The sequence below is a fragment of the Thalassolituus alkanivorans genome, from assembly GCF_020447205.1.
GTDB lineage: Bacteria > Pseudomonadota > Gammaproteobacteria > Pseudomonadales > Oceanobacteraceae > Venatoribacter > Venatoribacter alkanivorans.
The window spans coordinates 144,176-157,788 of record NZ_JAJAEL010000039.1; the positions used below are offsets into that span (position 1 = coordinate 144,176).

Annotated in this window: 10 protein-coding genes; 5 read left to right on the top strand and 5 right to left on the bottom strand. The window is 50.5% G+C overall.

What is annotated here, in order from left to right:
- The 3 genes from nosZ to LGT44_RS16005 form a co-directional block, all read right to left on the bottom strand.
- Positions 1–1,884 (bottom strand): TAT-dependent nitrous-oxide reductase (nosZ, locus tag LGT44_RS15995; protein ID WP_230333652.1); only part of this gene is annotated, 1,884 nt, incomplete at its 3' end.
- Between the two features lie 30 nt (positions 1,885–1,914).
- On the bottom strand, positions 1,915–4,161 hold the full coding sequence (nosR, locus tag LGT44_RS16000) for a transcriptional regulator NosR (protein WP_230330977.1): 2,247 nt from the start codon (positions 4,159–4,161) through the stop codon (positions 1,915–1,917).
- A 402-nt stretch (positions 4,162–4,563) separates the two neighbouring features.
- On the bottom strand, positions 4,564–5,121 hold the full coding sequence (locus LGT44_RS16005) for a Yip1 family protein (protein ID WP_230330978.1): 558 nt from the start codon (positions 5,119–5,121) through the stop codon (positions 4,564–4,566).
- A gap of 110 nt (positions 5,122–5,231) precedes the next feature.
- On the opposite strand from LGT44_RS16005, the gene LGT44_RS16010 reads away from it, so the two are divergent.
- A complete protein-coding gene (locus LGT44_RS16010) occupies positions 5,232–5,684 on the top strand; it encodes a MarR family winged helix-turn-helix transcriptional regulator (protein ID WP_230330979.1) in 453 nt (150 codons plus the stop codon).
- Between the two features lie 30 nt (positions 5,685–5,714).
- On the opposite strand, the gene LGT44_RS16015 is transcribed toward LGT44_RS16010, so the two are convergent.
- Positions 5,715–7,418, bottom strand: coding sequence for a nitrite reductase (locus LGT44_RS16015; RefSeq protein ID WP_145468010.1), 1,704 nt, complete (start codon positions 7,416–7,418; stop codon positions 5,715–5,717).
- A gap of 47 nt (positions 7,419–7,465) precedes the next feature.
- Positions 7,466–9,517, bottom strand: coding sequence for a TonB-dependent receptor plug domain-containing protein (locus LGT44_RS16020; RefSeq protein ID WP_230330980.1), 2,052 nt, complete (start codon positions 9,515–9,517; stop codon positions 7,466–7,468).
- Between the two features lie 394 nt (positions 9,518–9,911).
- On the opposite strand from LGT44_RS16020, the gene LGT44_RS16025 reads away from it, so the two are divergent.
- Genes LGT44_RS16025 through LGT44_RS16040 form a run of 4 tightly spaced genes read left to right on the top strand, consistent with a single transcriptional unit; the run spans position 9,912 to position 13,612 of the window.
- On the top strand, positions 9,912–10,727 hold the full coding sequence (locus LGT44_RS16025) for a CbbQ/NirQ/NorQ/GpvN family protein (RefSeq protein ID WP_230330981.1): 816 nt from the start codon (positions 9,912–9,914) through the stop codon (positions 10,725–10,727).
- Between the two features lie 32 nt (positions 10,728–10,759).
- Positions 10,760–11,206: a c-type cytochrome gene (locus LGT44_RS16030; RefSeq protein WP_145468014.1), complete on the top strand. Its 447-nt coding sequence runs from the start codon at positions 10,760–10,762 to the stop codon at positions 11,204–11,206.
- A 44-nt stretch (positions 11,207–11,250) separates the two neighbouring features.
- Positions 11,251–12,654 carry a cbb3-type cytochrome c oxidase subunit I gene (locus LGT44_RS16035; RefSeq protein ID WP_145468016.1) on the top strand — a complete coding sequence of 468 codons (1,404 nt, stop codon included), beginning with the start codon at positions 11,251–11,253 and terminating at the stop codon, positions 12,652–12,654.
- A 55-nt stretch (positions 12,655–12,709) separates the two neighbouring features.
- A complete protein-coding gene (locus LGT44_RS16040) occupies positions 12,710–13,612 on the top strand; it encodes a 4Fe-4S binding protein (RefSeq protein WP_230330982.1) in 903 nt (300 codons plus the stop codon).
- Position 13,613: the final 1 nt, after the last annotated feature.

Here is a 13,613-nt window from a genome sequence, read left to right on the forward strand (position 1 = left end):
ATGCAGAGCATGGCAGAACCAGTTGCAGTAGTACCAGTGCATACCCACTTTGTCGGCCACAAAGGTAACTGACGCAGTTTGCTGTGGGCTGATTTCCATGGAGACACCATGGTTCACCATACAGAAACCGTGGGTAACGTCTTCGATCTGGTCCAGGTTGGTGATGATTACGGTAACCTCATCGCCCTGTTTTACCTTGAACTCGTTAATGCCATAGGCTGGCGCTACCGAGGTCATGTAAACCCGGACTTTATTACCATCACGGATAACCTTGTTGTCGGTTTCCAGATTGATTCCATCCTTTTTCGCCATGGCGGTGGTGCCGGCAAAGAAAGGATCATCCCGTTTCCAGATTTTCCGGGTACGGATCTGATCACGGCGTGCCATGGTGCAGTCATGCGGTTCTGCGAAGGTTGGGCCATCGTGCACCAGTTTCATTTCTTCACCGGAAATATCGATCAGCTGATCGTTTTCCGGGTGCAGTGGGCCAACCTGCAGGAAACGGTCTTTGGAGAACTTGCACAAAGCAACCAGCCACTGGCCATCAGCTTCACTGGTTTCGCACAGCGAGGCATGAATGTGACCAGGCTGATACTGCACATCCAGTTTCTGCTTGATGTAGTTAACCTTTTCACCTTTATAGGCACGTACCGCATCGGCCATATTCCACTTCACGACCTGACTGTCGATAAACAGTGTGGTGTAGGCATTGCCACGACCATCGAAGGTAGTGTGCAGCGGTCCAAGGCCCAGTTCCGGTTCTGCAGCAATGGTGTCACGCGGATCTTTGATTTTGCCGTTAAACAGGTCTGGCAGTCTGGCAATTTCGATCATGGATACGGTTGGTGACAGCTTGCCGTTGGCAATAAAGTACTTGCCATCGGATGAGGTGTTACAGCCATGCGGGTTTTTCGGCACAGGAATATAACGGGTAAACTGGCTGTCTTTGTCGCCTTTTTTACGGCCATCCAGCACCGGCACTTTAGAGTCGCCAACTGTGGTGAATTTACCGGCTTTAACCGCTTTTTCTGCAGCCTGGATATCAAATACCACAACCCAGTCACGCTCATTACGCATCATGCCGCCCAGATCATAGGCTTTTTCTGAGTTGTAACAGGTGGAAGCAGCAAAGCGACCTGTGTAGTCGGCATCACAGTTGTCCAGGTTACCATCAACCATAATCTGAAATGCCATTTCCATGCTTTCTGCGTCAATGACGTTAAACATGGTGTAGCTGTAATCGGCCTGCAAATCGAAATGTTTGCCATCGTTCGGATGTGGCATAACAAATTCAGCATTAGCAAATACATACTTGGTGTACGGTGCTTTCTGCAGACGCAGTCCGTGGATCGCCTGAACATTAGGCACGGTCAGCATTTTGTCACACTTCATAATGTCCAGGCGGATACGGGCTACACGGCTGTTGGCTTTATCGTTGATAAAAACGTATTTGCCATCGTATTTGCCATCTTTCATGGAGATGTGCGGATGGTGACAGTCACCATTCAGGAACTTCGCACTATCGCCCATTATCGCCTTACTTTCGTTGGTGATGCCCCAGCCGGTAGCCGAGTCGATATTAAATACCGGAATCCGCATCAGTTCGCGCATGGATGGAATACCCAGTACGCGCACTTCGCCCTGATGACCACCACTCCAGAAGCCGATGTAATCGTCCAGTTCACCTGGCTCTACATGGTATTTCTTCTTGGCGTCCTGAGCGGCTGCGGCAAAGGCCTCACGGCTCATTACTGCAGAACCCAGGCCGGCTGCGCCGACCAGTGCCGCACCGGCACCCGTCAGAGCACTGGCACCGAGAAATCCGCGGCGGCTTAGTCCGGTTTTTTCTTTTCCGGGTACATTTTTATTGCTGTCATCTGTCATGGTCTATCTCCTTGAACAAGATTGGCTTCTTCAGTTTTGCGGATCCATCTGTACCACCGGGATACGCTGTGGAACGGGTTTATTTCTTTGCTGTTTTTTACGTTTAGCAACCAGTGGCGGACATTTATGATCGTTGTGATATGTCATCTGGCAATCGAGGCAGTAGTGGCATTCGTTGTGATTAATATGACCATCGGGATGAATGGCCTGTATCTCGCATTCATTGGCGCAGAGCTGGCAGGGCTGGCCACATTCTTTGCGGCGTTTCAGCCAGTCGAACAGGCGGGCTTTACTTGGTATTGCCAGGGCAGCACCCAGAGGACAGATATAACGGCAGTAGACTTTGCGCGTAAAAATATTAATAACCAGCAACAACACAGCGTAGAAAACAAAGCCCCATTCACGGCTGAATTTGAGCATGATGGCGGTTTTAAAGGGTTCCACTTCGGCGTATCGTTCTGCGGTAGAAAGTGACTCCAGAGACAGCCCGAATAAACCCAATAAAATAATGTATTTAACGGCCCATAAGCGTTCGTGCAAAGCAAAGGGCAATTCATACTGGCGGATTTTTAATTTACGGGCGGCTTCGTTAATCAGCTCCTGCAGAGCACCGAACGGACACAGCCAGCCGCAGAATACTCCCCGTCCCCAGAGCAGGATGGTGGCTGCTGTAAATGCCCAGAGAATAAATATAACGGGATCACTGAGAAACAGCTCCCAGCGGAAGCCCTGCATCAGTGAATGAACAAAGGTCAGTACGTTGACAACCGACAGCTGGCCGAGGCAATACCAGCCAATAAAGAACACGGTAAATAACAGATAACCCCGGCGCAGCCAGTGCAGAAATGCAGGCTTGCTGGTGAAATAATCCTGCAGGAATAAAATCACCAGCAAAACACCCAGGGCAGTTATCAGAACTCCGATCTGGAAACTCTTCTGATACCAGATATTCAGCCACAGAGGGCGGTTGGCTTCTTCAATGGCAGCCAGTTCTTCGGCTGTTAATGCTGGCCGTTCGAAGTAGGTTTGGGGCAGTTGATAACCCAGTTCGAAACTGGTGAATACGCCATCCACCGGGCCTGTCTGGCGGCGCACCAGTAACTCAAAGGTCCAGTCAGTGCCAGGGTCAAAATGGCTTTTGTCACGGATAATAAACAGCGATTTTTCTTTAAACTCCGGTGCGCCGTCGGCCATGACATCGTACAGACGTTGCTGGTCCAGATCGCGGAAGGAGATAACATCACCAAACTGACGCAGCTGGATGCGGTCAAAAATACCGCCGCGCACATAGCCTGATCCTTTAAATGAGAACATGCCGTTGGCCAGCACAGCAATGGCGTGCTCGCCGGGTTTCAGCTCTTCCATTAGGAAACGGTATTGACTGTCACCCAACAGGTTGCGGCCAATAGTTGGCGCGTTCAGATAGGCAACATACAGATCAATAAAGGTATCGTTAAGCTGATCCGCTGTGGCTTTTCCCACCTGCTCGGCGTCGGTGCCCCTGAATGATTCGTCCACCTGGGAGCGTAACAGGTGCATACGACGGATGGAGCCGTCTCCGGTCAGCTGCTGCCAGCCGGCGTTACTGTAAACCTCCGGCAGAATATTGGCGGGTTTCTGTTTCTGTGACAGTTGCGCTTCGACCAGTCCCAATGATGCGGCGACTGTGTGAGTGGCCTTCATGATGATTTCGTTCACAACCATCACGGTAACGGTGGCACCGGTGATGGCATCGACGGTCACGGCGTTTTCATCATTGGTGCTGCCAACCACGACGCGCTGATCAGCCCTGATGCCCTGATAGGCTACGCCAAAATCAACCAGCTTCTGTTCCGGAATACCGACCAGCAGAATTGGCTCGTGGTGTTCCAGCAGCCAGGCATCAAGAATAACGGCCTCAGGACTGAGGATAACCTGCATATTAATCGGCTTGCCGGAGTAGGCAGGAATATTGGCTACGTTGATTGTTTCAAACATATAGCCCAGTAAACGGTCATTTCCTTTGATGGTCCGGATACCGAAATCACCTTCGGGAGACGATATCTCTGTCGCCTCAGGCAGAATAAGGCGGAGGCGTTGCTGTGCGGTGTCTTCTGATTTATCGGAGGGCTTATGAGCCTGCAGGCGTTTCTGCTGTCGGTTTTCTGCTTTGTGTCCACCGTTTTCTGAGGCTGCCACTTCCGGAACCGCTGCTACGGAAATACTGAGGACAAAAAACATCAGGACAAAAAAAGGCCATAAATAATGTTTCAGGGGGCTGTCAGGTGCTGACATCATACAATTCCTATTCAGCGTCAGCCTGATGTCTGGAGTGAGCATCAGTCTGGCTAATGCGTCAAATTGTCGCAGTCACCGGACACAGCCAACATACCCCATCGGAGGTAGGTTGAAGGACTCAGGTCAATTTTTTGTGTTTTTAATCAATAACCCCTGTCACCCGCCATTAAATATTTTTTGGCGCATAAAATCAGAGGTTACAGGGGAGGTATAAACCGGTTGTCTGGACAGTCTGGGCCAGCCTTTGCAAAAACAGCCTGACAGATTAAGAGATAAGGAAAATTTTCCGTGTCGATGGAATGGCATGGCGCAAAATGCCAATTAAAACTGCAGATATATTTTCAGCAGCGAGCTGGACTTTTTCAGTAAGCCGAAGCGGGCACTGAACTATTCAGAGGTGCCTTAATAAGCCCAGACGATAACCATCAGCATAATCCAGGCGAGAAATGCGGCAGACATTATCGTATAGGTTGCAGACATGCTGACCACATCATCCGTATTGCGGTGACAGAGCGCGCTGGTTCCAAGGTAGAGAATGACACAAGAAGCGACTAATCCGACACCTGCAAAAATGCTGGTAATTAAAGCGGAAGGAATAAGTAATCCCAGAGAAGACAGCCACATAGGAATGGGGGCAATAGCCGCCAGTAAGTAGGCGTCGTGATAGTTAATGGCCAGATCGTGGCTTTCCAGTACCGAGTGAATAAGCCATCCCATTACAAAAAAGGTCAGTAATTCTGCGAGGAAAAATGTGGTGGTAATAAAATGCCAGTTTTTTTCCGGGAAGTTCTGAATGTAGCTGTTGTCGTAATGGGTTCCGGCATAATAGAGCAGAACCGGCGGCAGGAAAGACAGTGGCAGAACCAGCTTCCAGGCCAGAGCCGGTATGGAGATATTCATCGACTGCATTTTTTCCCAGCCTTTCGCTGACCAGGGCATTATCAGTTCTGACAGGTTCATAATTACCTCCATATACATCATGCTATGATATATATGGTTTAGATCACCTTTAATCCGGTGGCAAGCATATCGGGCCGTATTGCTGAAGCTGTCTGAGGATCAGATTCTTTATGGATAAATTGAATAAGCAGGATTATCAGAGCCTTTCGGATTTCCGCTATCGCCTGCGTATCTTCCAGCGCCACAGTGAAAATATCTGCAAAGCCCATGGTCTGACTTCATTGCAGTATCTTTTATTGCTGCATCTGAAAGGCTTTTCCGGACGGGAGTGGGCCACGATCAGTGAATTGTCGGAAAAACTTCAGGCAAAACATCATGGTACGGTGATGCTGGTCGACCGCTGTTGTGAGCTGGGTCTGGTAGAGCGGCGTGAATCGATAACCGATAAGCGCTGCATAGAAATACATTTGCTGCCTGCCGGTGATGAACTGGCGGGTCGGATTGCCTGGCTGCACCGGCCTGAGCTTGAACTTCTGGAGCAGAAGTTTCCTCTGAGCTCTCATGCTGATGAGCATCATCCGGCTGAATTTTCCGCACCTGAAAAAAGAAAAAGCGGCACATAATGTGCCGCTTTTCTGCTCAGCAGACGATGATCAGTAGATATCGTGCTGAGTGTTTTTCACATTGAATTTACCGGTTGGGGTAATCAGGCGTTTATCCTTAATTACCTTTTTCAGTTTCAGTGTTTTGTCATCAACCACCACAATCGCAGACGGTTCTTCCTGGCCGTTCCAGACTGAGAACCAGACTTCGTTACCAGCGGCATTGTATTCCGGCTGAACAATCCGTTTGGCTCCTTCTTTTATTCCGGACCACTCAGCAATCGGCAGAACAGTGTAGCCTTTTGCCAGATTTTTAATGTCGAATACCGCCACAGACTGGCTGACTTTAGCATCCGGGTTAAAGGTGGTATCCAGGTAAAGGTGGTTCGATTTTGGGTGTGTTTTGATAAACAGAGAACCGCCACCTTGTCCTTTCAGAGTCTGCACAACTTTCCAGGCATGATCCGGATGGTTTTCAGGATCGGTACCGATCAGAGAGATGGTTTCATCGCCCAGGTGGCTGGTTACCCAGACCGGACCAAATTCCGGATGCACAAAGTTAGCGCCACGTCCCGGATGAGGAATTTTGCCCACATCAACCAGTGCAGTCATTTTCCGCTCTTTGGAGTCAATCACGGCAATTTTATTCGACTGGTTTGCCGCAGTCATAAAGTAGCGATGGGTTACATCCCAGCCACCATCGTGCAGGAACGGAGCGGTGCCAATGGTGGTAACGGTCAGGTTATCGACATCCTGATAGTTAACCAGCTGTACCTTACCGGTTTCTTTAATATTAACGATAAATTCCGGATGTTCATGTGACGCGATAATCGCAGCAACGCGGGGCTCCGGATGGTATTCCTGCTTATCGACGGTCATGCCACGGGTCGAAACAATTTTGAGCGGTTCCAGGGTTTCGCCATCCATAATGGTGTATTGCGGCGGCCAGTAAGCACCGGCAATGGCGTATTTATCTTCGTAGCCTTCGTATTTGGATGTTTCTACCGAGCGGGCTTCGATGCCGATTTTGATTTCAGCAACTTTGCCAGGTGATTTCATCCATAAATCAATCATATCGATCCGGGCATCGCGACCAATAACCAGCAGGTAACGGCCCGAGGCCGAAATGCGGGAGATATGCACGGCGTATCCGGTTTCGATGGTTTTTACGATTTTTTTGGTGTCACCATCGATCAATGCAATTTTACCGTCGTCCCGCAGTGTGACAGAAAACAGATTATCCAGATTAAGATCATTCATCTGTTTTTTCGGGCGGTCTTCAGGTTTAACAAATACCTCCCAGGTATTCAGCATTTCTTTCATGCCCCACTCAGGAGGTGTTGGTGGTTCATGCATAACGTACTTGGCCATCAGGGTGACTTCTTCCGGCGAAAACTGACCGGATGATCCCCAGTTTGGCATACCGGCCGGCGAGCCATAACCAATCAGTGCTTCGAGGTAAGCCTGGCCTTTTTGCTGAGTAATATCTGGTGTCAGTGGCTTGCCGGTTGCGCCTTTACGCAGTACGCCGTGACAGCCGGCACAGCGCTGAAAATAAATCTTCTTGGCTTTTTCAAATTCTGCCTCAGTCAGATCCGGTGCGCCGGGTGAGCGCACAACTTTAGCCGATGCCGGGTCGATAGCAGACGCTTCGCCCTGATAAGCCGATGCTGCATTTTCCGGGTTGGGTACCGCGTGAACCGCTAAGCTGAGCGCGGCAATGGCCAGGCAAAGTGGATGTTTCCAGTATTTCATGATCGTTCCTCTCTCATATATCCCAGTTTCAGGTCGTCTGGTTGTCATCAGAAACGCCAATGCATTTCGGCATTGAGCGCACGTCCGGCAGCCGGTAATTCTTCAGGGTTCTGGTAGCTTTGATTGGTCAGGTTATTAACCGCAGCGGTCAGCATCAGGTTGTTAACCGGCTGATACTGCATGGCGATATTGAATTCTGCGTAGCCACCGCTGTGTGCGGTCTTTACGCCATTTTCGTCATCCCGCCGGGCATCACCGTAAGAGCGCAGAAAGATATCCAGCTGTGTATTTGGCAGGGCTGACCATTGCACTCCGGACTGCAGCTGGTATTCGGGCAGGCCGCTGTTCCAGGTGTCTTCACCGCTGGCGAAATCGAGCTCCCGGCGTTGTACGGTAATGTTGGCGTAAGGGCGGAGCGTTTTAAGCTGACGGGAAACGGCCAGTTCCAGACCGTAGCTTTTGGCTTTATTGATGTTGACCCAGCGCCAGAGAGACTGTGATGCTGTGGTGGTTGTGGTGTATTCAGGCGGAGCCGCAGTCAGGGCTTCGCGGTCGATAAAGTCACGTGCGCGGTTGTAATACAGCGCGAGGTCAAGCAGCCACTGCTTGTTGTCGAGGCGGAATCCGAATTCCAGAGTGGTTGCTTTTTCTGCGGTTAAATCCGGGTTGCCAAAATGCACATTGCTGCCACCGGCGGTAACGGCAAATTGCTGGGTGACGCTGGGGTAGGAATATCCCTGAGCAAGGTTGATGCGTAATGCCGAGGCCGGAGTGGCGCGCCAGACCATGGATACGGAGCCAACCATTTCATCATCATGGTTATCGCTGTCAGAGCGCTCTGTGCTGTCGGTCAGGCGTGAATTAATGCGGTAATAACGCAGACCGGCGTGTGCCTCAGCATCTGCGGTTAATACAATCTGTTGCTGTAAAAATGCTGACCACTGGTTTTGTTCCGCTTGTTGCGCGGATGTTTTTTCTGTCACGGTTGGCGGAACCGGCAGAGTCAGCATACGCAGTGTTGTTTGCGAGCGCTTGTCTGTATCCAGGCGGTCGCTCTGATAATCCATACCAGCTACCGTCAGGTTATTTCCCAGCCAGCGGGCTTCTGTACTTAACTGGCCACCACTGGTCAGCAGATCATCATCGGAGAAATTATCAACATTTACAGCCACCACGGGTGTCTGACTGCTGATCGCATTTTCCATAATGCGCCGGCCATTATGCTGATACATCCGGGCATTAATTTTTTGCAGGCTGCCGTGATCCTGAAAGTATTCATAATTCAGCGCATGACGGAGAGAGTTGCGCTCCGGAAAGCGCAGATAATCAATACCCGAGTCGGGTTCCACCCAGGCGCTGGCATATTGTTTGAAATAGTCGCCCTGCCAGCTGATATGGTGTTGTGCCTGGCTGTAACCCAGCTCTGCTGAGACTGAGCGCTGCAGAGAATCGGAATTCTCCAGTGTGCCATCAGCCAGACGGCGATCCTGATGGGATGTGCGGCTGGCCTGCAGGCGCATATCCAGCCCTTGCCGGGCAGCCAGTACGCCGGCAGAAACGCGTTGTCCGCGGGTTGCTGAGTAATATCCGGAGCTGAAAATAGCTTCCTGCTCACCGGCAGATGCCTGGCGGGTGATGATATTAATGACACCGCCGAGAGCATTGCCGCCATGTACAACAGAGGATGGGCCACGAACGACTTCGACACGTTCGATCATATTAATATCGATCAGTAATGGCGTGCCGTAATTGGAATGGTCGGCCAGCGGCTGGCCATTAATTTTTACCAGCACACGGCGGGCGCTTTCCCCCCGCAATGACAGACGTTTCATGCCGGGAACCCCGGAGTCGACAATGGCTATGCCGGGAATATCACGCAGTACTTCGGCGAGGTCGGATACCGGTTGCTGATTCAGTTGCTCCTGTTCCAGCACGGTAATGGCTGCCGGGCTCATCAGTGCCTGTTGGCGGTAGCCGGTTGCGGAAACCACCATCAGTGGCAGGCTTGTGGCTGTGTTATCGGCCCGGGATGGCAGGGCGGGGGATGCCATAGGCAATACAAATAACAGGCTGAGGAGACCCGGAGGTTTGCGTGTCATGCCGAAATCCATTAATTCCTGAATGGAATTGCATGCTCAACCAGATGTGCGGATAAAAAACTGATTCAGGTCAAAAATATAATAACGACTGCCTTATCCCGGCTATAAAATTGACTTGAGTTGGTATTTTTTATACTTGGGTATATTTAACCATTTAGGTTGAATAAATAACCATTTTTAGATTTTTGGTTCTGATTTTTAAATTAAAATCCTTAATAAACAATAGCTTGCCTTCATTCGGTTTTGTTTCTGATAGTTGGTTGAAGAGGTATATTTTGCCTGTTTTAAGGAAGAGTACCTATATGTGGGTATATCGATCTCTATTGTTTGGTATTTATGACCTCTTTGCTAAAGGACAGCATTAGCACCGTAAAGTTACCCATAGGATCGGCATATGAATGCTCCTGCTGTGTCGCCAGCGGACTCACGGCTGCACTTTTATCAGCCGCAGGGAAGTGAGGTTGAACTCTTCCTGCACGCCAGCCGTAATCAGCTTCCTGTTCTGATTAAAGGCCCTACCGGCTGCGGTAAAACACGTTTTATTGAGCATATGGCGGAGCAGCTGAAGCGCCCGCTCTATACCGTTGCCTGTCATGATGATCTGACCGCTGCCGATCTGATTGGCCGCTACCTGATCGGTAACGACGGCACGTTCTGGCAGGACGGCCCGCTGACGCGCGCTGTGCGCGAAGGGGCAATCTGTTATCTGGACGAGGTTATTGAGGCCCGCAAGGATACAACGGTTGTTATTCACCCCCTCACCGATGACAGACGCATTCTGCCGCTTGATGGCACCGGAGAGCAGCTTCATGCCGCGCCGGGTTTTATGCTGGTTATGTCTTATAACCCGGGTTACCGCAACCTGATGAAAGGGCTTAAACCCAGTACCCGCCAGCGCTTTGTCAGCATCGGTTTTAACTACCCGGATGAACAGCAGGAAGCCCGGATCGTTATGCAGGAAAGTGGTATCGATCTGCAGACTGCGCAGCGTCTGTGTGCGGTTGCTGCTGCTCTGCGCAAGCTTAATGACGCCGATCTTGAGGAGTCTCCTTCTACCCGCCTTCTGATTCATTGTGCCCGTCTGATCCGCAGCGGGTTGCCGGCAGAAATCGCAACGGAAGCGGCTCTGACTGAAACCCTGAGTGACGAGCCCGCCACCCAGCAAGCTGTTCGCCAGATTATCCGCGCTCTTATGCCAGTTGGTGAATGAGCCGTCTTTTTATAACCGCGAGGAGACATTTTATGTCAGAACGTTTCACTAAGGGCATGGCCCGGAATATTTACTACGGTGGGGGCGCATTCTTTTTCCTCCTCTTTGTTGCTCTGACGGTTGATACCGTTACGGTGCTGCCGAAGCGTGAGAATCGTGAACTGCTCACCGCTGAAGTCGCACATGGCAAAGAAATCTGGGAAAAAAATAACTGCGTCGGCTGTCATTCATTGCTGGGAGAGGGGGCCTATTTTGCTCCCGAGCTGGGGAACGTTTTTCAGCGCCGCGGGATGGAAAATGAGCAGGTATTCAAGGCGTATTTTTCTGCCTGGATGAAGGCAATGCCTACCGGTGTTGAAGGACGCCGCCAAATGCCACAGTTCCATTTAAAAGAGCAGGAGATTAACGATTTAGCTGAATTCCTGATCTGGACTTCCCGCATCGACACCAACGATTGGCCACCAAATATCGAAGGCTGATGCATGACGACCATTTCAATTTAATTATTCAAGGATCAAACATCATGAAATATCAAAGCCAGGCGGTTGCAAAACCGTACTTTGCCTTTGCCATGTTGCTGTTTGTCGGTCAGATTGTCTTCGGTCTGATTCTTGGCACGCAGTACATCATCGGTGATTTCCTGTTTCCGGAAATCCCTTTTAACGTTGCCCGTATGGTGCACACCAATCTTCTGATCGTCTGGCTGCTCTGTGGTTTTATGGGCGCGACTTACTATCTTGTACCTGAAGAAACTCAGTGTGAGTTGTATAGCCCGAAACTGGCCTGGATACTGTTCTGGGCTTATGCCATTGCCGGCACCCTGACCATTGTTGGTTATTTATCGGTTCCCTATGCAACGCTGGCGGAGATTACATACAACAATATTCTGCCAACCATGGGGCGGGAATTTCTGGAACAGCCAACTATTACCAAAATAGGTATTGTTATTGTTGCACTCGGATTCTTGTTTAACGTTGGTATGACTATTCTGCGTGGCCGTAAAACCGTGATTAACATGGTGCTGATCACCGGTCTTCTCGGTCTGGCCGTGTTCTTCCTGTTCTCTTTTTATAATCCGGCATCACTGACTCTGGATAAGTATTTCTGGTGGTGGGTTGTGCACCTGTGGGTTGAAGGTGTGTGGGAGCTGATTCTCGGCAGTATCCTCGCCTTTATTCTGATCAAAACCACCGGTGTGGATCGTGAGGTTGTGGAAAAATGGTTGTACCTGATTATTGCGATGGCTCTGATCAGCGGCATTCTTGGCACCGGCCACCATTATTTCTTTATCGGCGCTCCGGAATACTGGTTATGGATCGGATCGGTTTTCTCTGCCGTCGAGCCGTTACCTTTCTTCATGATGATGGTGTTCGCTTTCAGCATGATTAAACAGCGCCGCCGCGAACACCCTAACAAAGCCGCCGTTACCTGGGCTGCCGGCTGTACCATTATGGCTTTCCTTGGTGCGGGCGTTTGGGGATTCCTGCATACTCTGGCGCCGGTAAATTATTACACCCACGGCTCTCAGATTACGGCCGCTCATGGTCACCTGGCATTCTTTGGCGCTTACGTGATGATTGTGCTGGCGATTATCTCTTACGCATGGCCACAGTTGCAGGGACGTTTAAGTAACAGTCTGCAGGCGCAGAAAGTGGAAATTGCCTCCATCTGGGTCATGTGTGTATCCATGCTGATGATTACTCTGCTGCTGACTGCGGCGGGTATTATTCAGGTGATGCAGCAGCGTATGCCGGCTGATGGCATTGCTCTGGGCTATATGGCGACACAAGACCTGATTGTTCCTATTTATTGGGCGCGTCTGGTTGCTGGTATCGCTTTTGGTGGTGGCGTGATGCTGTACTTATACAGTTTTGTTGTCGCCAGCCGTACTCAGGCTGATGCACCTGCTTTACCTGTCAGTGCCTGAATATATGCAAAGATCACAGCCGCTGCCTTCGGGCAGCGGCCAGGAAGACAGGCTGATGAATTCAGGGGTGCAACGCTACCGCCTGATCAGCCGCAGCGTATTTTTTTTATTATTTCTGCTGGCGCCGGTTCTGGATATTTTTCGTCTGGATCTGACGCTCGGCCATTTTATTTTTTTGGGTTATGACTGGACGCTGGAGCTTGCACCTGCTGCTGGTCAGAGTGCTGCTTCAGTATTTTCACAATTATTCTGGCGTCTGGCGCTGCCCGTCCTGCTGACGGTCATCGTACTTATTGTTTTTGTCTGGCGCTGGGGACGAATTTACTGCGGCTGGTTGTGCCCGCATTTTTCTGTTCTGGAGTGGCTGGACAATAAAATGCATTACTGGCTTGGCAGGCGTTCATTGTGGGAAAAGAGCAGCAGCGGGGCGCGCCCTGGTTCCAGAACGGTACTTTTTTTCTGGATTCTGGCCTGTTCTTTTTTATGGGCGGTTTCTCTGCTCAGTTATCTGATTCCTCCGCTGCCTTTATGGCAGGGTATTTTCCGGCTGCAGGTTGATACATATCCGCTGATTTTTCTGTGTGCGGCAACGGTATTATTTTTTATCGAATTTACGCTGGCACGTCACTGGTTCTGCCGGTATGGATGCGCAGTCGGAATTTTTCAGAGTCTGATCTGGGCGGCCAATCCGCGTGGCCTGGTGATTGGTTACCGCAAAGAGCGGGGAAAAGACTGCCGTGACTGTCATGCCTGTGATCAGGTCTGTCCTATGCGCCTGCCGCCAAGAGCACATAAGCAGCGGAAGATTACCTGCACTCAATGCAGGCTCTGTATTGATACCTGTGCTGAAGTGCAAAAACACAATCCTGCCGGATCACTGCTGTATTGGGCCAGTGGCGATGATGCCAGACAGTATGAGCGGCAATTACCAGTAATTATTGCCCGGGAACAGGAGTAAC

What these genes read in the sequence shown, in the direction of transcription:
- nosR (WP_230330977.1), bottom strand. Translation starts at nt 4,161, where the DNA reads ATGATGTCAGCACCTGACAGCCCCCTGAAACATTATTTATGGCCTTTT.
- LGT44_RS16015 (WP_145468010.1), bottom strand. Translation starts at nt 7,418, where the DNA reads ATGAAATACTGGAAACATCCACTTTGCCTGGCCATTGCCGCGCTCAGC.
- LGT44_RS16020 (WP_230330980.1), bottom strand. Translation starts at nt 9,517, where the DNA reads ATGACACGCAAACCTCCGGGTCTCCTCAGCCTGTTATTTGTATTGCCT.
- LGT44_RS16040 (WP_230330982.1), top strand. Translation starts at nt 12,710, where the DNA reads ATGAATTCAGGGGTGCAACGCTACCGCCTGATCAGCCGCAGCGTATTT.
- LGT44_RS16030 (WP_145468014.1), top strand. Translation starts at nt 10,760, where the DNA reads ATGTCAGAACGTTTCACTAAGGGCATGGCCCGGAATATTTACTACGGT.
- LGT44_RS16005 (WP_230330978.1), bottom strand. Translation starts at nt 5,121, where the DNA reads ATGAACCTGTCAGAACTGATAATGCCCTGGTCAGCGAAAGGCTGGGAA.
- LGT44_RS16035 (WP_145468016.1), top strand. Translation starts at nt 11,251, where the DNA reads ATGAAATATCAAAGCCAGGCGGTTGCAAAACCGTACTTTGCCTTTGCC.
- LGT44_RS16025 (WP_230330981.1), top strand. Translation starts at nt 9,912, where the DNA reads ATGAATGCTCCTGCTGTGTCGCCAGCGGACTCACGGCTGCACTTTTAT.
- LGT44_RS16010 (WP_230330979.1), top strand. Translation starts at nt 5,232, where the DNA reads ATGGATAAATTGAATAAGCAGGATTATCAGAGCCTTTCGGATTTCCGC.